This is a genomic window from Citrobacter sp. CRE-46 (assembly GCF_059615875.1).
This window is the reverse complement of the sequence record NZ_CM184341.1, coordinates 4,864,714-4,888,298: the sequence shown is the minus strand read 5'-3', so window position 1 is coordinate 4,888,298 and position 23,585 is coordinate 4,864,714. Positions and strand designations below refer to the sequence as shown.

General features: G+C 53.1%; 23 protein-coding genes. 14 read left to right on the top strand and 9 right to left on the bottom strand.

The window, feature by feature from the left end; genetic code table 11:
* Positions 1-19: 19 nt before the first annotated feature.
* Entirely contained in the window at positions 20-472 is a 453-nt protein-coding gene (locus AC534G_RS23725) for an acyltransferase (RefSeq protein WP_069325179.1), read from the bottom strand.
* Positions 473-485: 13 nt separating this feature from the next.
* Positions 486-995 (bottom strand): GNAT family N-acetyltransferase, encoded by a 510-nt coding sequence (locus AC534G_RS23720; RefSeq protein WP_110496239.1) that lies wholly within the window; start codon positions 993-995, stop codon positions 486-488.
* Positions 996-1,134: 139 nt separating this feature from the next.
* On the opposite strand from AC534G_RS23720, the gene psiE reads away from it, so the two are divergent.
* Positions 1,135-1,545: a phosphate-starvation-inducible protein PsiE gene (psiE, locus tag AC534G_RS23715; RefSeq protein WP_003031674.1), complete on the top strand. Its 411-nt coding sequence runs from the start codon at positions 1,135-1,137 to the stop codon at positions 1,543-1,545.
* Positions 1,546-1,590: 45 nt separating this feature from the next.
* Here the strand turns inward: psiE and xylE are convergent, their stop codons facing one another.
* The 4 genes from xylE to malE form a co-directional block, all read right to left on the bottom strand.
* Entirely contained in the window at positions 1,591-3,066 is a 1,476-nt protein-coding gene (gene xylE, locus AC534G_RS23710) for a D-xylose transporter XylE (protein WP_110496237.1), read from the bottom strand.
* A gap of 323 nt (positions 3,067-3,389) precedes the next feature.
* On the bottom strand, positions 3,390-4,280 hold the full coding sequence (gene malG, locus AC534G_RS23705; protein WP_038636242.1) for a maltose ABC transporter permease MalG: 891 nt from the start codon (positions 4,278-4,280) through the stop codon (positions 3,390-3,392).
* A gap of 14 nt (positions 4,281-4,294) precedes the next feature.
* Positions 4,295-5,839: a maltose ABC transporter permease MalF gene (gene malF / locus AC534G_RS23700; protein ID WP_038636244.1), complete on the bottom strand. Its 1,545-nt coding sequence runs from the start codon at positions 5,837-5,839 to the stop codon at positions 4,295-4,297.
* Between the two features lie 130 nt (positions 5,840-5,969).
* On the bottom strand, positions 5,970-7,160 hold the full coding sequence (gene malE / locus AC534G_RS23695) for a maltose/maltodextrin ABC transporter substrate-binding protein MalE (RefSeq protein ID WP_110496235.1): 1,191 nt from the start codon (positions 7,158-7,160) through the stop codon (positions 5,970-5,972).
* A gap of 360 nt (positions 7,161-7,520) precedes the next feature.
* On the opposite strand from malE, the gene malK reads away from it, so the two are divergent.
* The 5 genes from malK (at position 7,521) to ubiA (ending at position 12,702) form a co-directional block, all read left to right on the top strand.
* Positions 7,521-8,630: a maltose/maltodextrin ABC transporter ATP-binding protein MalK gene (malK, locus tag AC534G_RS23690; RefSeq protein ID WP_038636246.1), complete on the top strand. Its 1,110-nt coding sequence runs from the start codon at positions 7,521-7,523 to the stop codon at positions 8,628-8,630.
* Positions 8,631-8,721: 91 nt separating this feature from the next.
* Positions 8,722-10,077, top strand: a complete 1,356-nt coding sequence (locus tag AC534G_RS23685; RefSeq protein WP_038636248.1) for a maltoporin — start codon at positions 8,722-8,724, stop codon at positions 10,075-10,077.
* 113 nt (positions 10,078-10,190) lie between these two features.
* Positions 10,191-11,138 carry a maltose operon protein MalM gene (gene malM / locus AC534G_RS23680; RefSeq protein WP_038636250.1) on the top strand — a complete coding sequence of 316 codons (948 nt, stop codon included), beginning with the start codon at positions 10,191-10,193 and terminating at the stop codon, positions 11,136-11,138.
* A gap of 180 nt (positions 11,139-11,318) precedes the next feature.
* Entirely contained in the window at positions 11,319-11,816 is a 498-nt protein-coding gene (ubiC, locus tag AC534G_RS23675; protein WP_038636252.1) for a chorismate lyase, read from the top strand.
* 13 nt (positions 11,817-11,829) lie between these two features.
* A complete protein-coding gene (gene ubiA / locus AC534G_RS23670; protein WP_003826589.1) occupies positions 11,830-12,702 on the top strand; it encodes a 4-hydroxybenzoate octaprenyltransferase in 873 nt (290 codons plus the stop codon).
* Between the two features lie 54 nt (positions 12,703-12,756).
* On the opposite strand, the gene plsB is transcribed toward ubiA, so the two are convergent.
* Positions 12,757-15,177 (bottom strand): glycerol-3-phosphate 1-O-acyltransferase PlsB, encoded by a 2,421-nt coding sequence (gene plsB / locus AC534G_RS23665; protein ID WP_038636254.1) that lies wholly within the window; start codon positions 15,175-15,177, stop codon positions 12,757-12,759.
* A gap of 171 nt (positions 15,178-15,348) precedes the next feature.
* On the opposite strand from plsB, the gene AC534G_RS23660 reads away from it, so the two are divergent.
* From AC534G_RS23660 to AC534G_RS23645, 4 genes are all read left to right on the top strand, one after another.
* The gene (locus tag AC534G_RS23660; protein ID WP_003826594.1) at positions 15,349-15,717 is read left to right on the top strand and encodes a diacylglycerol kinase; all 369 of its coding nucleotides are present in this window, start codon (positions 15,349-15,351) and stop codon (positions 15,715-15,717) included.
* Between the two features lie 109 nt (positions 15,718-15,826).
* Positions 15,827-16,435 carry a transcriptional repressor LexA gene (gene lexA / locus AC534G_RS23655; protein ID WP_003826596.1) on the top strand — a complete coding sequence of 203 codons (609 nt, stop codon included), beginning with the start codon at positions 15,827-15,829 and terminating at the stop codon, positions 16,433-16,435.
* Positions 16,436-16,566: 131 nt separating this feature from the next.
* Entirely contained in the window at positions 16,567-17,892 is a 1,326-nt protein-coding gene (dinF, locus tag AC534G_RS23650; RefSeq protein ID WP_069325186.1) for an MATE family efflux transporter DinF, read from the top strand.
* A gap of 131 nt (positions 17,893-18,023) precedes the next feature.
* A complete protein-coding gene (locus AC534G_RS23645; protein WP_006688302.1) occupies positions 18,024-18,233 on the top strand; it encodes a CsbD family protein in 210 nt (69 codons plus the stop codon).
* 41 nt (positions 18,234-18,274) lie between these two features.
* Here the strand turns inward: AC534G_RS23645 and zur are convergent, their stop codons facing one another.
* Entirely contained in the window at positions 18,275-18,793 is a 519-nt protein-coding gene (zur, locus tag AC534G_RS23640; RefSeq protein ID WP_038636258.1) for a zinc uptake transcriptional repressor Zur, read from the bottom strand.
* A gap of 114 nt (positions 18,794-18,907) precedes the next feature.
* Between zur and AC534G_RS23635 the strand changes: the two genes are divergently transcribed.
* The 3 genes from AC534G_RS23635 to pspG all read left to right on the top strand — a co-directional run bounded on the left by AC534G_RS23635 (position 18,908) and on the right by pspG (position 20,878).
* Positions 18,908-19,396 carry a cupin domain-containing protein gene (locus AC534G_RS23635; protein WP_038636260.1) on the top strand — a complete coding sequence of 163 codons (489 nt, stop codon included), beginning with the start codon at positions 18,908-18,910 and terminating at the stop codon, positions 19,394-19,396.
* A gap of 106 nt (positions 19,397-19,502) precedes the next feature.
* Positions 19,503-20,501, top strand: coding sequence for a tRNA dihydrouridine(20/20a) synthase DusA (gene dusA / locus AC534G_RS23630; protein ID WP_110496233.1), 999 nt, complete (start codon positions 19,503-19,505; stop codon positions 20,499-20,501).
* 134 nt (positions 20,502-20,635) lie between these two features.
* Positions 20,636-20,878 (top strand): envelope stress response protein PspG, encoded by a 243-nt coding sequence (gene pspG, locus AC534G_RS23625; RefSeq protein WP_016155352.1) that lies wholly within the window; start codon positions 20,636-20,638, stop codon positions 20,876-20,878.
* 163 nt (positions 20,879-21,041) lie between these two features.
* Here pspG and AC534G_RS23620 read toward each other — a convergent pair whose 3' ends face one another.
* Positions 21,042-22,025, bottom strand: coding sequence for a quinone oxidoreductase (locus AC534G_RS23620; RefSeq protein ID WP_038642960.1), 984 nt, complete (start codon positions 22,023-22,025; stop codon positions 21,042-21,044).
* 64 nt (positions 22,026-22,089) lie between these two features.
* Between AC534G_RS23620 and dnaB the strand changes: the two genes are divergently transcribed.
* Positions 22,090-23,505, top strand: coding sequence for a replicative DNA helicase (gene dnaB, locus AC534G_RS23615; RefSeq protein ID WP_003826610.1), 1,416 nt, complete (start codon positions 22,090-22,092; stop codon positions 23,503-23,505).
* The last annotated feature ends 80 nt before the right edge of the window (positions 23,506-23,585 follow it).

The window sequence follows — 23,585 nt, the reverse complement described above, 5'->3', positions numbered from 1 at the left end:
TATGCCGCCATCCGGCAACTTACAAACGACGCAATAATTTTGCCGGGTTGCCCGCGTACACGCCTTTCTCGGTAATCGATTTTGTCACCACGCTTCCCGCGCCGATGACTGCGCCATCGCAGATTGTGACTGCCAGAATGGTCGCCCCACTGCCGATCGAGACATCATTACCAATCGTAATTCTTCCCCAACTGGTGCGGTCGGCATTGGGTTTTCCTTGCCGAAACATATCGTTGGCGAACATCACGCCATGACCGATAAAACAGCGGGAACCGATGGTGACATATTCGCAGATGAAGGTGTGCGACTGAATTTTGCTATCTGCGCCAATCTGCGTGTTGCCCTGGATTTCAACAAATGGTCCGACAAAAACGTTGTCTTCCAGTATGCAGTCGTACAGGTTCGCCGGTTCATAAACCACCACATTCTCACCGCACGTGACGTTGCGGACAGCGGATTGACGAATATTCATCATTTATATCCTCTTAAATCTGCTTTTCCATAACGTACAAAATACTGGTCTGGGAGGCGGTAGTGAAAGCAGTTTCCTTCACAAGCGTCATCCCTTGCCGTTCATAGAACTGCCGTGCCTTAGGATTATCAGCCAGTACTTCAAGCCAGAGCCATTTTTCATCCTGCTCTTTGGCCTGGCGAATAACTTCGGCAAAAAGCTGCTCACCGTACTGTTTGCCCGTTGCATCTGGCATCAGGTAGATCTTATGTAGCAATGCCCCTGAACGCCCTTCTGGATCAATAGAGTGGCGGAGACTGTATTTGGCAAAGCCAACCGGCGCGTCGGCAAAGGCGATAAGCCAGAAGGTTCCGGGCTCGGCCAAACTGCTGGATATCGCTGGTAAGGAATATTCCTGCTCAAGATAAGCGTCGAGCTCGCTCGGGTTTTTCCACAAAGGCGCAAAGTGATGTCGATAGCTGGTAAAGCCCATTGCGCTTAGCAAGCTGGCATCGTCGACGGTTGCCATTTCAATCTTAAGCATTTCTATTCCGTTCAAGAAGTTAGTGTCAGAAGCATTGTTACACTATTATTGAGCTGCACAAAACATAAACAAAAAATGTAGATCTATGTCACATTTCTGCGTTATACAGGAACCTTGTTACTGAACAGGAGGGGCCGTTATGACGTCGTTATCTCGTCCGCGCGTGGAGTTTATCTCCACCATCTTGCAGACCGTGTTGAATCTGGGGCTGTTGAGTCTGGGCCTGATCCTGGTTGTATTCCTTGGGAAAGAAACGCTACACCTGGCGGATGTACTGTTCGCGCCTGAACAGACCAGCAAGTATGAGCTGGTGGAAGGGCTGGTGGTTTACTTTCTCTATTTTGAATTTATCGCGCTGATTGTGAAGTACTTTCAGTCAGGATTTCACTTTCCGCTGCGCTACTTTGTTTATATCGGGATCACCGCAATTGTGCGGTTGATCATCGTCGATCATAAAGCGCCGATGGATGTATTGATCTATTCTGCGGCGATCCTGCTATTGGTGATTACGCTGTGGCTGTGTAACTCTAAACGGCTGAAGCGAGAGTAAAAGACAACACGCCGCAATCCGGCTGCGGCGTGTTGTATGTCAGGGTTACTGCGCAGAGGCTGGCTGGGTTTTCTCTGCTGCGGGTTCCCACAGTTCTTCAAGTTCTTCCAGCGTTTTGCCTTTGGTTTCCGGCACGAACTTCCACATAAACAGCGCCGCCAGAATCCCCATACAACCGTAAATCCAGTAGGAGAAACCGTTGTGGAAATGGGAAACCAGCCACGAATTTTTGTCCATCATCGGGAAGGTCCAGGAGACGAAGTAGTTCGCCAGCCACTGAGCGGCGACGGCAATGGCGAGCGCTTTGCCACGAATCGCGTTCGGGAAGATTTCTGCCAACAGCACCCAACAAACCGGTCCCCAGGACATGGCGAATGCGGCGACGTAAAACAGCATCGACAGCAGCGCTATCAGCCCGGAAGCCTGGGTGTAAAACGCGGTGCCAAGGCTGAACATCCCAAGAGCCATACCCAATGCGCCAATTATTTGCAGCGGTTTGCGACCAAATTTGTCCACCGTCATGATTGCCAGTACGGTGAAGCTCAGGTTGATTACGCCGACAATAATAGTCTGCAAGAGCGCCACGTCGGTGCTGGCCCCTAACGTTTTAAACACTTCCGGAGCGTAGTACAGCACGACGTTAATACCGACAAACTGCTGGAAGATGGAGAGCATCACGCCGATGACGATAACGCCCACACCAAACATCAACAGGCGTCCGCCGGTCTTACGGCCATGCTCCAGTGACTGATTGATCTCCTGCATGGCCTGGGTGGCGAGGCTGTTGCCCATAATTTTGCGCAGAATGCCCTCCGCCTGCTCGTGTCTGCCACGCGCCATCAGCCAGCGCGGGCTTTCCGGTACGGTGTACAGCAGCAGTAAAAACAGCAGGGCGGGAATACTTTCGGAAGCAAACATATATCGCCAGCCATCGGTATTCAGCCAGTCAGCGTCACCGGAACGGGCAATGAAATAGTTAACGCAATACACCAGCAGTTGACCAAAAATAATGGCGAACTGGTTAAAGGAAACCAGTTTCCCACGAATATGCGCTGGAGCCAGTTCTGCAATATACATCGGTGAGAGCATTGAGGCTAAACCAACGCCAATACCACCAATGATGCGATAAATAACAAATTCGGGGACGTATCCGGCCAAATAAACAGGCACGGCATTATCTGGGTTAATCGTGGTAAATCCTAATTCTGGCCACGCAGAACCAATACCGGAAATAAAGAACAGCAGGGCGGCGATTTTCAGCGAGTCCCGGCGACCGAAGCGGTTACTGCAATAACCGCCCAGCGCACCGCCGATGATGCAGCCAATCAACGCGCTGGCAACGCAAAAGCCTAACAGCGAGTTGGCGGCGGATTCACTTAAATGTTGCGGGGCGACAAACACGGTATTTAAGGATTCTACCGTTCCGGATATGACGGCGGTGTCATAGCCGAATAATAGCCCTCCTAATGTTGCTACTAATGTAATCGAAAAAATATAACTGGAATTATATTGGGTGTTCATTCAGACCTGCCTTAGAGGATACAGCTCTTTTGATCAGTGACGTGATGGTGGATTTAACAGGCAGGGAAGACAATTATCATTTTTTACATTGCAATTATGTTTTGTCTTTTCTGTGATCTTAATTCTGTTTAATTTGTCTGTTTTCAAGTGGTAAATATAATTGCAGTGATGGGGGCCACGAAAGGAAATAATCGTAACAACAATGCAAAATAACATAAAAAAGGGCGCTCCGTAGAGCGCCGAATAACAGTCACAGGTTGGGATAACATAAGTTGAGGGTTGCAGTGGCATTGCCCGTTGCCGGGCAGGTACTTCGATAAAACTTAACCTTTCACACCACCCGCCGTCAGGCCGTTGACCAGCCAGCGCTGTGCCAGCAGGAACACCAGAGTGATCGGAATAGCGGAAAGTACAGCTGCGGCGGCAAAGTCGCCCCACAAGTAGTTCTGTGGATTGAGGTACTGCTGCATACCAACCGCAAGGGTGTAGCTGTTCACATCACGCAGCAGTAGTGACGCGACCGGTACTTCGGTAATAGCGGCAATGAATGACAGAATAAACACGACCGCCAGAATTGGTACGGAAAGCGGCAGCAGTACCAGGCGGAATGCCTGCCACGGCGTGGCGCCATCCAGCGCGGCCGCTTCTTCCAGCGAACCGTCGATGGTTTCAAAATAGCCCTTAATTGTCCACACATGCAGCGCGATACCGCCGAGATAGGCGAAGATCACGCCGCCGTGAGTGTTCAGGCCGATAAACGGAATGTACTGACCCAGGCGGTCAAACAAAGCATACAACGCGACCAGAGACAGCACCGCCGGGAACATCTGGAAGATTAGCATCCCTTTCAGCAGGGTCGCTTTACCCGGGAAGCGCATACGGGCAAAGGCGTAAGCACAGGTGGTGGAAAGCGTCACAATACCAATCGCGGTAATGGTGGCGACTTTCACCGAGTTCCACAGCCACAGCAGCACCGGGAACGGCGGCGGAGTGACGCGGCCATCCGCATGTTCTACGCTAAAGCCCAGCGCCAGTTTCCAGTGTTCCCAGGAAATATTATCCGGGATCAGGCTGCCGGTAGCGAAGTTACCTTCACGCAGCGAAATGGCGATGACCATCAGCAGCGGGAACATGATCGCCGCGATAAAAATCAGCAGCCCTAAGTGCGTTGCGAATAAACGTAACTTTTGTGATTTCGGTTGGACCATAGCCATTGTCGTTATCTCCCTTAATCAAACTTCATACGTGTGGCTTTCAGGTTCACGATGGCCAGTGCGCCAACCAGCAGGAAGATCAGGGTGGCAATCGCCGCCGCCAGACCGAAGTCCTGACCGCCGCCGCCTTCAAAGGCGATACGGTAGGTGTAGCTGACGAGCAGGTCGGTGTAACCGGCAGGCGTAGTGGTGCCAAGACGGTCCGGACCGCCGTTGGTCAACAGTTGAATCAGCACAAAGTTATTAAAGTTAAAGGCGAAGCTGGCGATCATCAGCGGCGTCAGCGGCTTGATCAGCAGCGGTAATGTAATTTTAAAGAAGTTCTGGAACGGACCCGCGCCGTCCATTGCCGAGGCTTCATACAGATCGTCAGGAATCGCTTTCAGCAGCCCCATGCACAGGATCATCATGTACGGATAACCCAGCCAGGTGTTTACGATGATAATCATCGAACGCGCAGTGGTTGGATCGCTAAACCAGGCCGGCTTGATACCAAACAGCGCGCTGAGCATCATGTTGATTTCACCAAAACTCTGGTTGAACAGCCCTTTGAAAATCAGAATCGAGATAAACGACGGTACGGCGTAGGGCAGAATCAGCAGGACGCGGTAAATCGCTTTGCCCTTCAGAGATTCCCACTGCACCAGACAGGCCAGCACCATACCTACAGCCACGGTCAGAATCACCGTCAGGACTGAGAACACTACCGTCCAGACAAAGATGGCGAAGAACGGTTTCTGGATGCCCTCGTCGGTAAATACGCGGGTGAAATTGTCCCAGCCGATGGTGACGGTATAGCCCGGGCTGAGTTTTTCAGTACCCCAGCTACCGTCTGCGTTAATGGCCTGATAATAACCAATATCGTTATTAGCGCGGTACTTCACGCCGCTTTGGTTGTTGGTGAGCGTCCCATCATCGGCCAGGGAGTAGAGCGGCTGCGTACCGGAGAACTGACGCAGTGAACTCATGATGACTTTGCTTTCGTCCGGCAGAATGGCTGTTAGCTGAGTCAGCGCCTGACGATTCTGGGTGATGATGCGCAGCGTCGCACGTTCGCCCGCTGGTAGCGCCTCGGTTTCTTTTAACTGCAGCTTCTGTTCGCCGCCAAATTTAAAGGCGTCGGAAACATAATTTTTTCCCGTTTCACCGTCGGTGAGGGCCAGTTGCCACTCATCACCCGCCGGATACAGGCCAAAGTTGTAAGTTTTACCTGCCTGATAAGAACGATCCATCAGGACTTGTTGAGCACGTTCAAAGGTCAGTTGGTTGGTGCTGCTGTAGTTGGTAAAAGCAATGGCGATGGTACAAATGAGCGGAAACAGGACAAACAGCCCCATACCGGCCACGCCAGGATAAACATAGCGCCAGGCATAGGCTTTACGGTTAGCGAAAATATACAGGCCAACAGAGCTTAAAATTAGCGTCATGATGGCAAACAGATACTCCCCCTGAGCGTACATCAAAACAACAAGGTAACCGACCAGCAGACCAAGCAGACCCATTACTGACCATTTCAGCATGTCGCTTTGCCACCAGTGTTTCTTTTTAATGACATCCATGGGGTTCAATCCTCAACAACAATGAAAACCTGTTGGTCAGCGTGCCTGATGGCGCTGCGCTTATCAGGCCTACATACGTTGTAGGCCGGATAAGGCATGTATGCCGCCATCCGGCACGTTCACAACTGTATTACTTGGTGATACGACCCTGCGCGTCTTTCAGCGCGGCATCGACGGTCTGACGACCGCTGGCGGCGTTGATCACTGCGGTACGCACGGCATACCAGAATGCGGACATCTGCGGGATGTTCGGCATGATTTCGCCTTTCTGGGCGTTATCCATGGTGGCCGCGATACGCGGGTCTTTCGCTAACTGTTCCTGGAAGGATTTCAGCGCAACCGCGCCCAGTGGTTTGTCCTTGTTCACTTCATCCAGACCCTGGTCGGTCAACAGGTAGTTTTCGAGGAACTCTTTCGCCAGTTCTTTGTTCGGGCTGGCGGCGTTGATACCCGCGCTCAGTACGCCAACGAACGGTTTAGACGGCTTGCCTTTGAAGGTTGGCAGCAGCGTAACGCCGTAGTTCACCTTGCTCTTATCGATGTTGGACCACGCCCACGGACCGTTGATGGTCATCGCGGTATCGCCTTTGTTAAAGGCCGCTTCGGCGATGGAGTAGTCGGTATCCGCATTCATGTGTTTGTTTTTGATCAGGTCGACCAGGAAGGTCAGGCCCGCTTTCGCGCCAGCGCTATCCACGCCCACGTCTTTCACGTCGTACTTGCCGTTTTCAAACTTGAACGCGTAACCGCCGTCGGCGGCAATCAGCGGCCAGGTGAAGTACGGTTCTTGCAGGTTGAACATCAGCGCGGATTTACCTTTCGCTTTCAGCCCTTTATCCAGCGCGGGAATTTCTTCCCAGGTTTTCGGTGGGTTCGGAACGAGGTCTTTGTTGTAAATCAGCGACAGCGCTTCCACGGCGATCGGGTACGCAATCAGTTTGCCGTTATAGCGTACGGCATCCCAGGTGAACGGATAGAGCTTGTCCTGGAACGCTTTGTCTGGCGTGATTTCAGCCAGCAGGCCAGATTGTGCGTAGCCGCCAAAACGGTCATGCGCCCAGAAGATGATGTCCGGGCCGTCGCCAGTCGCGGCAACCTGCGGGAACTTCTCTTCCAGCTTGTCCGGGTGCTCAATGGTAACTTTGATACCCGTGTCTTTCTCGAATTTTTTACCCACTTCAGCGAGGCCGTTATAGCCTTTGTCGCCGTTAATCCAGATGACCAACTTACCTTCTTCAATCTTGGCGAGAGCCGAGGCGGAAAACATCATCGTCGTTAATGCAGACAATGCGAGGATGCGTGCGCCAGTTTTGATATTCATAGTTCCCATCCTGTTTGGTGATTTTGCAGAGGTGGCTTAACGGGTACTAGTTTCTTTATACGGCAACCTCTTTCCATCCTCCTTACACCTACGCCCCACCCGTTCTTTATGTGATCTGTGTTACATAAATGTGAGTATTGCGCACTGGCGCACATAAAACCCCACCCATTTTTGCAAGCTGCATCACGAAATTCCTCTGAGGCTGGTGGTCCGGGTCTCAGACGCTGCGCTCTCATCCTCCCGCCTCCTCCCCCATAAAAAAGCTGGGGGGTGGAGGATTCACGCCCGTGAGGGATAACGCATAGTCAGTCCATCATGAATGTTGCTGTCGATGACAGGTTGTAACGAAGGGAGAAGGGCATGGCGAGCGTACAGCTGCGAAATGTAACGAAAGCCTGGGGTGACGTGGTGGTATCGAAGGATATCAATCTCGACATTCACGAAGGGGAGTTCGTGGTGTTTGTCGGACCGTCAGGCTGTGGTAAGTCGACCTTGCTGCGTATGATCGCCGGACTTGAAACCATCACCAGCGGCGACCTGTTTATCGGGGAGACCCGGATGAACGATATTCCGCCCGCCGAACGCGGTGTGGGCATGGTCTTCCAGTCCTATGCGTTATACCCCCATTTATCCGTCGCGGAAAACATGTCGTTCGGCCTCAAACTGGCCGGTGCGAAAAAAGAGGTAATGAACCAGCGCGTTAATCAGGTAGCTGAAGTTCTGCAACTGGCGCACCTGCTGGACCGTAAACCGAAAGCGCTTTCCGGCGGCCAACGTCAGCGTGTGGCGATTGGCCGTACGTTGGTTGCCGAGCCGCGAGTATTCCTGCTGGACGAACCGTTGTCGAACCTTGACGCCGCGCTGCGCGTCCAGATGCGTATTGAAATCTCCCGCCTGCATAAACGTCTTGGCCGCACGATGATTTACGTCACCCACGATCAGGTCGAAGCGATGACCCTGGCAGACAAAATTGTGGTGTTGGATGCCGGTCGTGTGGCGCAGGTCGGTAAACCCCTGGAGCTGTACCACTATCCTGCCGACCGCTTTGTCGCGGGCTTTATCGGTTCGCCAAAGATGAACTTCCTGCCGGTGAAAGTTACCGCAACGGCAATTGATCAGGTGCAGGTTGAATTACCAAACCGCCAGCAAGTCTGGTTACCTGTCGACAGTGCCCGCGTTCAGGTGGGCGCCAATATGTCTTTAGGTATCCGCCCGGAACATCTGCTGCCCAGCGAAATCGCCGATGTCACCCTCGAAGGTGAAGTCCAGGTGGTCGAACAACTTGGTCACGAAACACAAATTCATATCCAGATCCCCGCCATCCGTCAAAACCTGGTTTACCGCCAGAACGACGTGGTGTTGGTAGAAGAGGGTGCCACATTCGCTATCGGCCTGCCGCCAGAGCGTTGCCATTTGTTCCGTGAGGATGGCACTGCATGTCGTCGGTTGCACCAGGAGCCGGGCGTTTAAGGTCCCCATAAAAAAACGAAACGCAAAACCATTCGCAGTTTCAGAAGGTGGCAGCGTTTAAAGAAAAGCAATGATCTCAGGAGATAGAACGATGATTACTCTGCGCAAACTTCCTCTGGCGGTTGCTGTGGCAGCAGGCATTATGTCTGTTCAGGCAATGGCTGTGGATTTCCATGGTTATGCTCGTTCCGGTATCGGTTGGACGGGTAGCGGCGGCGAACAACAATGTTTCCAGGCAACAGGTGCACAAAGTAAATACCGTCTCGGTAACGAATGTGAAACCTATGCGGAAATCAAATTAGGTCAGGAAGTGTGGAAAGAAGGCGATAAGAGCTTCTACTTCGACACCAACGTCGCCTACTCCGTAGCACAGCAGAATGACTGGGAAGGAACTGATCCAGCCTTCCGTGAAGCCAACGTGCAGGGTAAAAACCTGATTGAATGGCTGCCAGGCTCTACTATCTGGGCTGGTAAGCGCTTCTACCAACGTCATGACGTGCACATGATCGACTTCTACTACTGGGATATTTCAGGTCCTGGCGCCGGTATTGAAAACATCGATCTGGGCTTCGGTAAACTGTCTCTGGCCGCGAGCCGTTCTCAGGAAGCGGGGGGTTCATACGCGTTCAGTAGCCAGAATATCTATGATCGTACCAAAGACACCGCCAACGACGTATTTGACGTTCGTTTAGCGCAGTTGGCAACGAACACTGACGGTATGTTGGAACTGGGTGTTGACTACGGTCGTGCGAATACGACAGATGATTACAGCCTGGCAGACGGCGCATCAAAAGATGGCTGGATGTTCACCGCTGAACATACTCAGAGCATGCTGAAGGGCTACAACAAGTTTGTTGTTCAGTACGCGACAGACTCCATGACCACGCAGGGTAAAGGTTTGAACCAGGGTTCTTACGGTTCTTCTTCCTTCACCATTACTAATCCAGATGGTAGTAAAACCAATTACGCCAATAACGTGATTAATAACAACGGTAGCCTGGTGCGTATTCTCGACCACGGCGCCATTTCCCTGGGCGACAAATGGGATCTGATGTACGTCGGTATGTACCAGAACCTCGATATGGATAACGATCTGGGTACCGAATGGTACACCGTCGGTATCCGCCCGATGTACAAATGGACGCCAATCATGAGCACCCTGATGGAAGTCGGCTACGACAACGTCAAATCTCAGCAGACTGGCGATCGTAACAGCCAGTACAAAATCACCCTCGCGCAACAGTGGCAGGCTGGCGACAGCATCTGGTCCCGCCCGGCAATTCGTGTCTTCGCAACCTATGCCAAGTGGGATGAGGAGTGGGGCTACGTCAAAAATGGAAACGACGTAACCAAATACGCAGCTGCAACGAACTCTGGTATCAGCACCACCAGCCGTGGCGACAGCGATGAGTGGTCCTTCGGTGCTCAGATGGAAATCTGGTGGTAATTCAGCACTAACCTGACGTAAAGACCGAAAGAGGGGCGTAAGCCCCTCTTGATTACGGTTTAGCGCGCTATTGCCTGGCCACCGCTGAACCCATGCTATCTGAGGTGATAACAATGAAAATGAAGAAAAGTCTCGTTGCCCTTTGTTTATCTGCAGGGTTATTTGCCAGCGCGCCTGGCATCAGCCTGGCCGATGTGAATATTGTTCCGCAGAACACTACCGCGGCGCCTGCTATTCCCACTGCAGCGTTGCAACAGCTAACCTGGACGCCTGTTGATCAATCCAAAACTCAGTCCACGCAGCTTGCGAGCGCGGGCCAGCGTTTGGATGTTGCTGGAATTACCGGTCCGGTCGCGGCCTGGAGCGTACCGGCCAATATTGGCGAGTTAACTCTGACGCTAACCAGTGAAGTAAACAAACAAACCAGCGTATTTGCGCCAAACGTCTTAATTCTTGATCAGAACATGACGCCATCTGCGTTCTTCCCCAGCAGCTATTTCACCTACCAGGAGCCCGGCGTGATGAGTGCCGATCGCCTGGAAGGCGTAATGCGTCTGACGCCAGCGCTGGGCCAGCAAAAGCTCTATGTTCTGGTCTTTACGACGGATAAAGACCTCCAACAGACCACGACCCTGCTTGATCCGGCAAAAGCCTATGCCAAGGGCGTCGGTAACGCCGTTCCCGATATTCCGGACCCGATCGCGCGTCATACCACCGATGGTCTGTTGAAATTGAAAGTCAAAACCAGCTCGTCCTCCAGTGTGTTGGTGGGGCCGCTATTCGGTTCTTCCGGCCCTGGCCCTGTCACTGTCGGCAATACCGCAGCGCCTGCAGTGACTTATGCGGCTCCGGCAGCAGCGGTTGCAGCTCCTGCGCCGCAGCCGGTGAAGAAAAGTGAGCCGATGCTGAACGACACCGAAACCTATTTTAATCAGGCGATTAAGGATGCCGTGGCGAAAGGCGATGTCGATAAAGCGCTGAAGCTGCTTGATGAAGCTGAACGTCTGGGATCCAAATCAGCCCGATCCACCTTTATCAGCAGTGTAAAAGGCAAGGGGTAAACATCTCCCCACATTGTTGATTTTGCAACAACTGGTGCGTCTCCTGGCGCACCTTTTTTTATCCTTCAGTGCGAATTGTTACGCTTATGTTGCTCTGTCGATCACTTAATTGTGTTTGCTCACCCCGTAATGCCTTTTCTGCGATACAATGCCTTTAGGTTATAAATCGGAGAGTAAGGCATGCCACACCCTGCGTTAACGCAACTGCGTGCGCTGCGTTATTTTGATGCGATCCCGGCGCTGGACCCGCAACTGCTCGACTGGTTGTTACTGGAAGATTCCATGACCAAACGTTTTGAGCAGCAGGGCAAAGAAGTCACCGTCACGTTGATTCGCGAAGCGTTCGTTGGGCAAAATGAGGTGGCTGAAGAACTGACGCTGCTGCCTAAAGAGTCCCGCTATTGGTTACGCGAAATCCTGTTATGCGCGGATGGTGAACCCTGGCTTGCCGGGCGTACCGTGGTGCCTGAATCCACCCTGTGTGGCCCTGAACTGGCCTTACAAAACCTGGGGAAAACACCGCTCGGACGCTACCTGTTTACGTCATCGACATTGACCCGAGATTTTATTGAGATTGGCCGCGATGCAGCGCTGTGGGGGCGTCGTTCCCGCCTGCGGCTGAGCGGTAAGCCGTTGATGCTTACCGAGCTTTTTCTGCCTGCATCGCCGTTGTACTGAGAGGAAGATAAAGATGGAGTGGAGTCTGACGCAGAATAAGCTGCTGGCGTTTCACCGCTTGATGCGTACGGATAAGCCAATCGGCGCCTTACTGCTGCTCTGGCCTACGCTGTGGGCATTATGGGTAGCAACCCCTGGTATGCCGCAACTGTGGATCCTGGCGGTTTTTGTCGCCGGCGTATGGTTAATGCGCGCTGCCGGATGCGTGGTGAATGACTATGCCGACAGGAAGTTTGACGGCCACGTTAAGCGTACCGCGAATCGACCGCTGCCGAGCGGGGCTGTCACCGAGAAAGAAGCCCGAACGCTGTTTGTCGTACTGGTATTGCTGGCCTTCCTGCTGGTATTGACGCTCAATACGATGACCATTTTGTTGTCCGTTGCGGCACTAGCGCTGGCGTGGGTTTACCCGTTTATGAAGCGCTATACGCATCTGCCGCAGGTGGTGCTGGGGGCGGCGTTTGGCTGGTCGATCCCGATGGCGTTCGCCGCCGTGAGCGAGTCTGTACCGCTGAGCTGCTGGCTGATGTTCCTCGCCAATATCCTCTGGGCGGTGGCCTATGATACGCAGTATGCAATGGTTGACCGCGATGATGACCTGAAGATCGGTATTAAATCGACCGCGATTCTGTTCGGCCAGAACGACAAGCTGATTATTGGTATTCTGCAGGTGGGCGTGCTGGTGCTGATGGCGCTGGTGGGCTGGTTAAACGGGTTGGGGCTGGGCTATTACTGGTCTCTGTTAGTGGCTGGGGCGCTGTTTGTGTATCAGCAGAAACTGATCGTCAACCGTGAACGTGACGCCTGCTTTAAAGCGTTTATGAACAATAACTATGTTGGTCTGGTGCTGTTCTTAGGCCTGGCAATGAGCTACTGGCATTTTTGAGTTTGGCTTAGCCTGCAAAATAAAAACCGGTCATTTCGACCGGTTTTTTTATGCTTACTCGCCTTGTGTGGCGCTCTCGATGGTCAGACGCACATCCGACGTGACCAGTTCGGCCAGCATCTGATAGATCTTCATCGTCTCTTCCGGTTCGGCATCTCCGGTATCGCTGATATATCCTTCGTCACGCAGCGTCAGCACCAGAGAGCTGAACACGGCCTTGTCGAAGAATTCCGGCGCGTTAATGCCATGCAGGACGGAAAGACGCTGTGCCACGGTGCGGCTCTCTTTCTCCAGCGTACCACGGTTGATAGATGGGTTAGCGCTCAGCAGCCAGAAGGTAATAGCGTAGCGCTGCAACGTCTCACGAGCACCCGCCGCCAGCAGCTGTAGCGTACGGGAGCGGGCCGGATTGATATGCAGTTCGTCATCGTCCAGGGTGATGAGTCCCTGGCGCTGCATTTCGCTGGCCAGTTCGTCGATCACGCCAGCGAGTTCGTCACGCTCCCAGCGCAGGAACAGCTCCGCTTTCAGCATTGGGTATAGCGCTTCAATATGCTGCAGCAGCGCGGCGCGTGAAATATGACGATGCTGGGTTACGATGGCCGCCATTAACGAAGGCAGAACCAGCATATGCGCAATGTTGTTGCGGTAGTACGTCATCAATACCGCCTGCTCACGCGGCAGAATGATGATGTCGCCAATGGTGTCTTTCTCGACCTCAAACTTGTTCATCTGCAAGGCATGGTCAATCAGTTCACTGGCGCTCTGCGCAGGAACCGTCGCATCCGGGGCATACGGTACGTTGCGCAGTAGACTCAGATAGCAATCGAGTTGTTCAGTCAACTGCTCACGGGTCAGAGAGCGCTGGCGGGAAGCCAGTAACGCGGTACAGCACAGGTTCATGGCGTTGGCCGCGCCTGCGTTGTTAATGCGTACCATCAGATCGGCGGCAATGTTATTTACCGTCGGCGTCAGCCAGGCAGGACGGATAGACTCAATAGGATCGATAGATTCACGCCACTCCGGCACGTGCTGGTTGAGGTAAGTCATCAACGGCATCGGCTCGCCAAAGTTAACGTAACCCTGACCCAGATTACGCAGCTTGCTTAAGCCACGCAGCATTTGCGGCAGGCTCTCTTTCTCTTTCGTCGCGCCCCGCAGCTCTTTCGCATACGTGCCCACTTCCATGACGTGCTCGTAGCCGATGTAGATCGGTACGAGGGTAATCGGACGCGTACCGCCGCGCAGCATCGCCTGAATGGTCATCGACAGCGTGCCGGTTTTCGGGTCAAGCAAACGACCAGTACGTGAACGACCGCCTTCGACAAAGTACTCAACCGAGTAGCCGCGGCTGAACAACTCGCCCAGGTATTCGCGGAAAACGGTGGAATAAAGCTTGTTGCCCTTGAAGGTACGACGAATAAAGAACGCGCCCAGACGGCGGAAGATCGGACCTGCTGGCCAGAAATTCAGGTTGATGCCTGCCGCGATGTGCGGCGGAACCAGACCCTGATGATACAGCACGTACGACAGCAGCATATAGTCCATATGGCTGCGGTGGCACGGAACATAGACGATTTCGTGGCCATCGTGCGCCAACTGGCGTACACGCTCTGCATTATGAACGTTAATCCCCTGATACAGACGGTTCCAGGTAAAGCCCAGAATACGGTCTGTCAGACGGATCATCTCGTAGGAGAAGTTGGCGGCAATCTCTTCCATCAGCGCTATCGCATTTTGCTGCGCTTTTTCGTGGGAGATTTTTTTACTGCGCGCTTCATCTTCTACCGCGCGCGCGATAGCTTTTGAGGCCAACAGCTTGTTAAACAGATCCTGTCGGGCAGGGAGGCGCGGACCGACTGCGGCCAGGCGCTGGCGTGCAAAGTGCATACGCGCTACGCGCGCCAATTTCTGGGCGATAATTTTATCTGTACCGTGTTCATCCGCCATACGACGCAGGGAAACCGACGGGGAGAAGCGGACAAAGCTGTCGCGACCCAGCCAGGACACAGCAAAGAATTTTTGTACGCCGTTCAGCATACGCAGCGGCGGGTTGACCTCGCCTTTTTCGCGCCCGGGCGCACGGCCAAACATCACCGAAACCGGCACCATCTGCACATCCAGGTCTGGATTGCTGCGATGCAAGTCGAGATAGTTATGGAATAGCTTAATAGACTCTTCTTTTGGCGTGTAATAGGTGAAGACACGTGGGCCGCCGTGAATAAACACGTAGCGCGGCAGTAGAGTTCCGTCTATCTCCAGCGGTTCCAGGGGATCCGGGAGATCGTGCGCCAGACATTGGGCGCGCAGCGTCAGCAAGTCTGCTTTGGAGTTGTACGGTAGGACGTACATAATGGGGCGAGAAGTATCGAGCCCCAATTCCGGTGCGGGTTCCGCCGGAATAGACTTGCTTTTTACCAGTACGCTTAATGGTAAATTCAGTAATTTGTAGTAAATTCGTGGCCAGCCGGACATAAACGATGTAAAGCCTCTGGTTAATAATGCAAATGCGCTGCAAGGATATCAGAAAGTTTAGTGAATTTCTGGTGTATCCGGTCATACTTCGCGCTGCTTTGCCACACCCTGAAACAAACGGGGTAACGTTACAATGACATTGACGCTAATAATGTAAAAAGGTTCTTTTTGATGGCCAATAATACCACTGGATTCACCCGAATTATCAAAGCTGCAGGCTATTCCTGGAAAGGTTTTCGCGCCGCATGGATTAATGAGGCGGCATTTCGTCAGGAAAGCGTTGCCGTTCTGCTAGGCGTTGCCATCGCCTGCTGGCTGGACGTCGACGCCATTACGCGCGTGTTGCTGATTGGTTCCGTGATGCTGGTGATGATCGTTGAAATTCTTAACAGTGCGATAGAGGCGGTGGTTGATCGTATCGGTTCCGAGTACCACGAACTGTCTGGTCGTGCGAAAGACATGGGGTCGGCGGCGGTATTGCTGTCGATTTTTGTCGCCCTGATCACCTGGGGCATCCTGTTGTGGTCGCATTTGCGATAAAGATTCCACAACTTCATCATTCTCCTGTTTTTTGTGCAGTTTGCGGTTCCAAAATCACCTTTAGCTGTATATACTCACAGCATAACTGTATATACACCCAGGGGGCGGAATGAAAGCGTTAACGGCCAGGCAGCAAGAGGTGTTTGATCTTATTAGAGATCACATTAGCCAGACAGGTATGCCACCGACGCGTGCGGAGATCGCGCAGCGTTTGGGGTTCCGTTCCCCAAACGCTGCTGAAGAACATCTGAAAGCGCTGGCGCGTAAAGGCGTGCTGGAAATTGTATCCGGCGCATCGCGTGGTATTCGTCTGTTGCAGGAAGAAGAAGAAGGTTTACCGCTTGTCGGGCGCGTTGCGGCAGGTGAGCCACTTCTGGCGCAGCAACACATCGAAGGCCATTATCAGGTCGATCCTTCACTGTTCAAACCGAACGCCGATTTTCTGCTGCGCGTCAGCGGTATGTCGATGAAAGACATCGGGATTATGGACGGTGATTTGCTGGCCGTGCATAAAACACAGGATGTGCGTAACGGTCAGGTTGTTGTCGCGCGCATTGACGACGAAGTGACGGTGAAGCGCCTGAAAAAACAGGGCAACAAGGTTGAACTCCTGCCAGAAAACAGCGAATTCAAACCCATTGTGGTCGACCTGCGCGAGCAAAACTTCACTATTGAAGGGCTGGCGGTAGGCGTCATTCGTAACGGGGAATGGCTGTAATACTCTGTTGAGTCCCTGTAGGCCGGATAAGACGTTTGCGTCGCCATCCGGCAACTCGCCCGGTGGCACTGCGCTTACCGGGCCAGGGCAACATCTTCCAGTACCTCTAACTTCTTTTCAGGCTCTATTTCATGCCTTTCTTTACCTCCTCCGACAAAGCACTCTGGCGTCTTGCCTTACCGATGATCTTCTCCAATATCACCGTTCCCTTGCTGGGATTGGTCGATACCGCGGTCATTGGTCATCTGGATAGTCCGGTCTATCTTGGCGGCGTTGCCGTTGGCGCCACCGCGACCAGTTTTCTCTTTATGTTGCTGCTTTTTTTACGCATGAGCACCACAGGTCTTACCGCCCAGGCATTTGGCGCGAAAAATCCGCAGGCACTGGCGCGTGCGCTGGTGCAGCCGCTAATGCTGGCGCTGGGGGCGGGGCTGCTTATCGCACTGTTTCGGACGCCGATTATCGATCTGGCTCTGCATATTGTCGGCGGCAGTGAAGCCGTACTGGAGCAGGCCCGACGTTTCCTGGAAATCCGTTGGTTAAGCGCCCCCGCCTCGCTGGCGAATCTGGTACTGCTCGGCTGGCTGCTTGGCGTTCAGTATGCACGGGCGCCGGTTATCCTGCTGATTGTCGGTAATGTTCTCAATATTGTGCTCGATTTATGGCTGGTGATGGGCCTGCATATGAACGTGCAGGGCGCGGCGCTGGCGACGGTCACCGCCGAATATGCCACCTTGCTGATCGGTCTGTTAATGGTACGCAAAGTCCTGCATATGCGCGGAATTTCGCTGGCAATGTTGAAACAGGCCTGGCGTGGCAATTTCCGCCGCTTACTGGCGCTTAACCGCGACATCATGCTGCGCTCGCTGTTGCTACAGCTCTGTTTCGGTGCCATTACGGTGCTGGGCGCGCGCCTGGGGAGCGATATCATTGCGGTAAATGCCGTTCTGATGACCCTGCTGACCTTTACCGCCTACGCGCTGGACGGGTTTGCCTACGCCGTTGAAGCGCATTCTGGTCAGGCCTATGGCGCACGGGATGGCAGCCAGTTACTGGATGTCTGGCGCGCAGCCTGCCGACAGTCCGGTCTTGTGGCGATTCTGTTTTCGCTGGTTTATGCCCTGTTTGGCGAGCACATTATAGCGTTGCTGACCTCGCTCCCGCAGATTCAACTGCTGGCCGATCGTTATCTTATCTGGCAGGTGATTTTGCCGCTGGTTGGCGTCTGGTGTTATTTGCTGGACGGTATGTTTATCGGCGCAACACGGGCTGCAGAAATGCGCAACAGCATGGCCGTTGCCGCCGCGGGATTCGCATTAACGTTACTGGCTTTACCGCTGCTGGGTAACCACGGTTTGTGGCTGGCACTCACTGTGTTTCTCGCCCTGCGCGGGCTTTCACTGGCCTTTATCTGGCGACGTCACTGGCGCAACGGGACGTGGTTCGTTGAAGCCTGACGGTTAAAAATTCTGAATAGTGAATCGAATGCCGAATCAGTGACTACACTTATTCTCACGTCCAGCAGAAAAGATAGCGGAGTTGGACGAGATACTCTGGCTATTCACAACCTAACGATGAGGATTTGATGATGAATAAAGACGAAGTCGGCGGCAACTGGAAACAGTTCAAAGGTAAAGTGAAAGAGCAATGGGGCAAACTGACCGACGATGATATGACGGTCATTGAAGGCAAACGTGACCAACTGGTCGGTAAAGTCCAGGAGCGTTACGGTTATGCAAAAGATCAGGCGGAGAAAGAAGTCACTGACTGGGAAACCCGCAACGATTACCGCTGGTAATTAGTCCCCTCCTGAGAGTACAAGGATGTACGCTCTCTGGCTTAGCGACCGACTTTCTTTTTCACCAGAATTGAGTGGTCATGCTGACATTCGCCTGGATGGCGACAGGCTTCAACCTCCACGCATGCCGGGCACAGCCCGTGAGCTTCAATCACGTTATGCCGCAGAGCAAAACCCATTTTTGCCGCCAGCATATGCATGATGTCTTCCACACCTTCCGCACACTCTTCTTTTACCACGCCACAGCGATCGCAAATAAACATCGCAGAACTGTGGGTCGGTTGATCGAACAGGTGACACAGCACGTAGCTGTTGGTCGATTCCACTTTATGTACAAAACCTTGTTCCAGCAGAAAATCGAGCGCACGATAAACGGTCGGTGGCTTGGCCTGCGGCTCGGTTTCCCGTAGCAGGTCGAGCAGGTCATAAGCGCTAATAGCGCCTTCCTGCAGGCTCATCAGGCGCAGCACTTCGAGGCGCTGTGGCGTTAGCCGCACGTTGCGTTGCGCACAGAGTTTTTCAGCTTGAGCCAATAACTCCTGCGTGGTGGTTTTGTCCATTTGGCGCCTCGATTTGTGTGAAAGGTTAATCCCTTACTTTATCATGTTCTGCTTAAAACGCCGAGATCCGCCGCTGTGTGCTATACCTGACGCATCGTATTCTGGAGAATCCACATGAAAAGACCCGACTGTATTCGCCACTGGCGAGAGGTGGAGGGGGCTGATGACTCCACCTACCCCGACAGCAATGAACTTTTTGCTATTGGCGCGCCGCTTGCCCGTAAACTGGGGTTAGGAAGACTAGGTATTCATCATGAACGCCTGCCGCCGGGGCGTCGCACATCTTATCCTCATGCCGAAAGCGATGAAGAAGAGTTTATCTATGTGCTGGAAGGTTATCCGGAAGCCTGGATTAACGGCTATTTATGGAAGCTCGAACCTGGCGACAGCGTCGGTTTTCCGGCAGGAACCGGGGTGTGCCACACCTTTATCAATAACACCAGTGAAGAGGTGCGCTTGCTGGTCGTGGGTGAGGCAAACAAAAAATATAATCGCATTTATTACCCGCTTAACCCGGTCTATGCCGCCACGCGCGAGGATCGCTGGGTTGACCATCCGCCGCAGTTTTTTGGCCCACATGACGGCAAGCCGGGGCGCAAATAACGCTCTGTGAGAATATGCTGTGCGAGCCACGATGATGGGGCGCACTATCGCATCGGTCTATGCTATAGTAGCGCCCCTTTTTTAACCGGATGCTTGAATATTCGCCATGCTGCCTGAATCTCAGTCTACCGCTTTTCCCGCTCATCGTTTTTCTATCGCGCCGATGCTCGACTGGACGGACAGACATTGCCGCTACTTTTTGCGCTTACTGTCCCGCCAGACGCTGCTGTATACGGAGATGGTGACCACCGGAGCGATCATTCATGGTAAAGGCGATTATCTGGCGTATAGCGAAGAAGAACATCCGCTCGCGTTGCAACTGGGCGGGAGCGATCCGGCTGCGCTGGCGCAGTGTGCGAAGCTCGCTGAACAGCGGGGCTATGACGAAATTAACCTCAACGTGGGTTGTCCTTCCGACCGCGTACAGAATGGCATGTTTGGCGCCTGTCTGATGGGGAATGCGCAACTGGTCGCCGATTGCGTCAAGGCGATGCGCGATGTGGTGTCGATTCCGGTGACGGTGAAGACCCGAATCGGCATTGATGATCAGGACAGCTACGAATTCCTGTGCGATTTCATCAACACGGTATCTGGCAACGGCGAATGCGAGATGTTCATCATTCACGCCCGCAAGGCCTGGCTGTCCGGGTTAAGCCCGAAGGAAAACCGCGAGATCCCACCGCTGGATTATGACCGTGTTTATCAGTTAAAGCGTGATTTCCCGCATCTGACGATGTCGATCAACGGCGGTATTAAATCGCTGGAAGAAGCGAAAAAGCATCTGCAGCATATGGATGGCGTGATGGTGGGGCGTGAAGCCTATCAAAATCCCGGAATTCTGGCGTCGGTCGACCGCGAAATTTTTGACGCCGCTACTCATGATGCCGATCCGGTCGCCGTGGTGCGTGCCATGTACCCATATATTGAGCGTGAACTGAGTCAGGGAACCTATTTGGGGCATGTGACGCGCCATATGCTGGGACTGTTTCAGGGGATCCCCGGCGCACGTCAGTGGCGTCGTTACCTGAGTGAGAACGCGCATAAAGCCGGAGCCGATATTAACGTCCTGGAACATGCTTTGAAGCTGGTGGCCGATAAGCGTTAGTTTCTCACTAAAAGTTAGTTAATTTCACCACACCCTGTGCGTTGTCACAGGGTTTTTTGTTTTATAAATCAGTGGATTAACTTTGGCATGTTTCTTGTAAAGGAATGGAGAGTATTTTATTTCGGGAGAGAGTCATGCTGGAACTACTTTTTGTGATTGGATTTTTTATCATGCTGATGGTCACCGGCGTCTCGTTGCTGGGGGTGCTGGCCGCGCTGGTGGTAGCCACCGTCGTCATGTTTTTGGGCGGGCTATTTGCCTTGATGATTAAACTGTTGCCCTGGCTGTTACTGGCCGTTGCCGTGGTGTGGGTGATCAAGGCGATAAAAGCGCCAAAAGTCCCACAGTATCAGCGCAATAACCGCCGATTTTACTAAGGTATTGAGTGGTCCGTCACAACCTGAAACATTGCCTTTAGAACCAAATAGGAATTGATTATCAAATCTGTCACTATTGCCTGGTTAACGAATTCATCGAGCTGTACCCTACATACAGCCGAACTAAAAAAAGAAAGGGCTTCCTGCGGGAAGCCCTAATTCTTTACGGGATCAGCAGACTCGATCCCTGCGTGGCGCGACTTTCCAGCACTTCATGGGCCCGTTGCGCGTCGTGTAGCGCAAATGTCTGACCAGGTGCGACATCCACTTTGATCACCCCGCTGGCAATCAGCGAGAACAGCTCATTGCTGGCTTCGGTTAATTCATGGTGGTTGGTGATGTAACCCTGGAGCGAAGGGCGGGTCACGTACAGCGAACCTTTCTGATTAAGAATCCCTAAATTTACACCGGTAACTGGTCCGGACGCGTTGCCAAAACTGACCATCAGTCCGCGGCGCTGCAGACAATCGAGAGAGGCTTCCCAGGTATCTTTCCCCACCGAGTCGTACACCACCCGCACTTTTTTACCGCCGGTGATCTCTTTTACCCGCTCAACAATGCTTTCTTCACGATAGTTAATTACCTGCCACGCCCCGGCCTGCTGCGCAATTTGCGCTTTTTGCGCATTGCCGACGGTGCCAATCAGTTTCGCTCCCAACGCTTTCGCCCACTGACAAGCGATCAGACCGACGCCACCTGCGGCTGCGTGGAATAAAAACGGTTCGTCAGGCTGGATTTCATAGGTTTTGCGCAACAGGTAAAAAACGGTCAGCCCCTTCAGAAACGAGGCGGCGGCCTGTTCAAACGAGATAGCGTTAGGCAGAATAGCGGCTTTATCAGCCGGCACGTTATGCACTGAGCTGTAAGCGCCAAGCGCAGACTGAGCATACACCACGCGATCGCCAGCTTTGATGTGCGTCACTTTGCTGCCAACTTTGCTGACCACGCCTGCGGCTTCGGTACCCAGACCGCTGGGCAGAGAAGGCGGCGGATAAAGACCACTGCGGATGTAGGTGTCGATGTAGTTGATCCCTATCGCTTTATTCTCGACCTGGATTTCGTTTTCCGCCGGGTCAACCGGCGTAAACTCCACAGCCTTGAGTACATCAGGCCCACCATGCTTGTGAAATTCAATACGTGTTGCCATGCTTCCTCCAAAAGAAATGTGGTAATCTTTCGACCCAATCATTATCTCGGTAACTCCATTCACTATGGCAGGAAATAAACCCTTCAACAAACAACAGACTGATGCTCGTGAGCGCGATCCCCAGGTCGCCGGGCTGAAAGTACCGCCGCACTCGATTGAAGCGGAACAGTCGGTGTTGGGCGGTTTAATGCTGGATAACGAACGCTGGGATGACGTGGCCGAACGCGTGGTCGCGGAGGATTTTTATACCCGCCCGCACCGGCATATCTTTACGGAAATGCATCGCCTGCAGGAGATGGGAAAACCCATCGATCTGATTACCCTGGCAGAGTCGCTGGAGGTTCAGGGCCAACTGGACAGCGTCGGCGGTTTTGCGTACCTGGCTGAGTTATCGAAAAATACGCCAAGTGCGGCCAACATCAGCGCTTATGCGGATATCGTCCGCGAACGTGCCGTTGTCCGTGACATGATTTCGGTCGCGAACGAAATTGCGGAAGCCGGATTCGATCCGCAAGGACGTTCCAGTGAAGACCTGCTGGATCTTGCGGAGTCTCGCGTCTTTAAAATCGCTGAAAGCCGCGCCAACAAAGACGAAGGCCCGAAAAACATTACCGATGTGCTCGACGCTACCGTCGCGCGTATCGAGCAGCTATTCCAGCAGCCGCACGACGGCGTCACCGGGGTGAACACCGGTTATGACGACCTCAACAAAAAAACCGCTGGTTTGCAGCCGTCAGACCTCATCATCGTCGCCGCGCGTCCGTCGATGGGTAAAACAACATTTGCAATGAACCTCGTCGAAAATGCGGCGATGTTGCAGGATAAGCCGGTTCTTATCTTTAGTCTTGAAATGCCCTCAGAGCAGATCATGATGCGTTCCCTGGCCTCGCTTTCACGCGTAGACCAGACAAAAATTCGTACTGGTCAACTGGATGACGAAGACTGGGCGCGAATTTCCGGAACAATGGGTATTTTGCTGGAGAAACGAAACATCTATATTGATGACTCCTCCGGCCTGACGCCAACGGAAGTGCGTTCGCGTGCCCGTCGTATCGCCCGTGAACACGGCGGTATCGGACTTATCATGATCGACTACCTGCAGCTGATGCGCGTGCCGTCGCTTTCCGACAACCGTACGCTGGAAATTGCTGAAATTTCCCGCTCGCTGAAAGCGTTAGCGAAAGAACTGCATGTGCCGGTGGTGGCGCTGTCGCAGCTTAACCGCTCTCTGGAACAACGCGCCGACAAGCGTCCGGTCAACTCAGATCTGCGTGAATCCGGCTCCATCGAGCAGGATGCCGACTTAATCATGTTTATCTATCGTGATGAGGTTTATCACGAAAACAGCGACTTAAAAGGCATCGCCGAAATTATTATTGGTAAGCAGCGTAACGGTCCGATCGGAACGGTTCGCCTGACGTTTAACGGACAGTGGTCGCGATTCGACAACTATGCGGGCCCACAATACGACGACGAATAAATCTCCGTCATCCTTCATGCTGCAGATGCGTTGACTTCGCCCGTTCACCCCGGTCACTTAGTTTACTAAGCTTCCGGGGA